Here is a 515-nt window from a genome sequence, read left to right as displayed (position 1 = left end):
GTGAGGCATCCTGACCCAGTTTTTTAAGAATGGAGCGAACTTTGTTAGAATCCACGAGGCTCCAAATGGCAAGTAATGACCATCGTGGATTCGGCGACAACGTTTCCAGTAATATATCTGCGGACCATTTAGGCGGGAGCTTGCTCCAGCTCAATGCGGCATCAATTCCAGTATCTGGGATTTCAAAAAAGTCTGGAAATAAACGTACAGCATCTTTCCAAGCAGCTAGATACATTGGTTCATGAATTTCTAGCATGACTATTTCATTTGCTATCAAAGCTGCGTTTTCGGCTGTGTTTGAATATGCCCTCCATGACCCATCTGGAAAAGCCTCTTCTACAATCCACTGATTAGGAGAGGCTTCTACAGCATCGCTTTTAGAGTAGGTTGGGTTTAAAGAGATAATTTGCGGCCACATATTCACTAGCGATTTGGAGAAAAACTGTTTCGCCACACGGAATCCTTGAACGCTATGAAGTAGTAGTTTTTCAATGTCTTCGGAGTTGTAGATTTTA

At 42.7% G+C, this 515-nt stretch carries 1 protein-coding gene; it reads right to left on the bottom strand.

The annotated features are described in order from the left end of the window. A partial coding sequence (locus HT737_RS29655; protein ID WP_182404602.1) for a hypothetical protein occupies window positions 1-454 on the bottom strand: 454 nt, incomplete at its 3' end. Between the last annotated feature and the right edge of the window lie 61 nt (window positions 455-515).

The sequence above is a fragment of the Pseudomonas sp. MD195_PC81_125 genome (assembly GCF_014060985.1).
In the GTDB taxonomy this organism is placed as follows: domain Bacteria; phylum Pseudomonadota; class Gammaproteobacteria; order Pseudomonadales; family Pseudomonadaceae; genus Aquipseudomonas; species Aquipseudomonas parakoreensis.
Note: the sequence above shows the minus strand (reverse complement) of the source record. Positions and strands in the feature narration are given on the sequence as shown.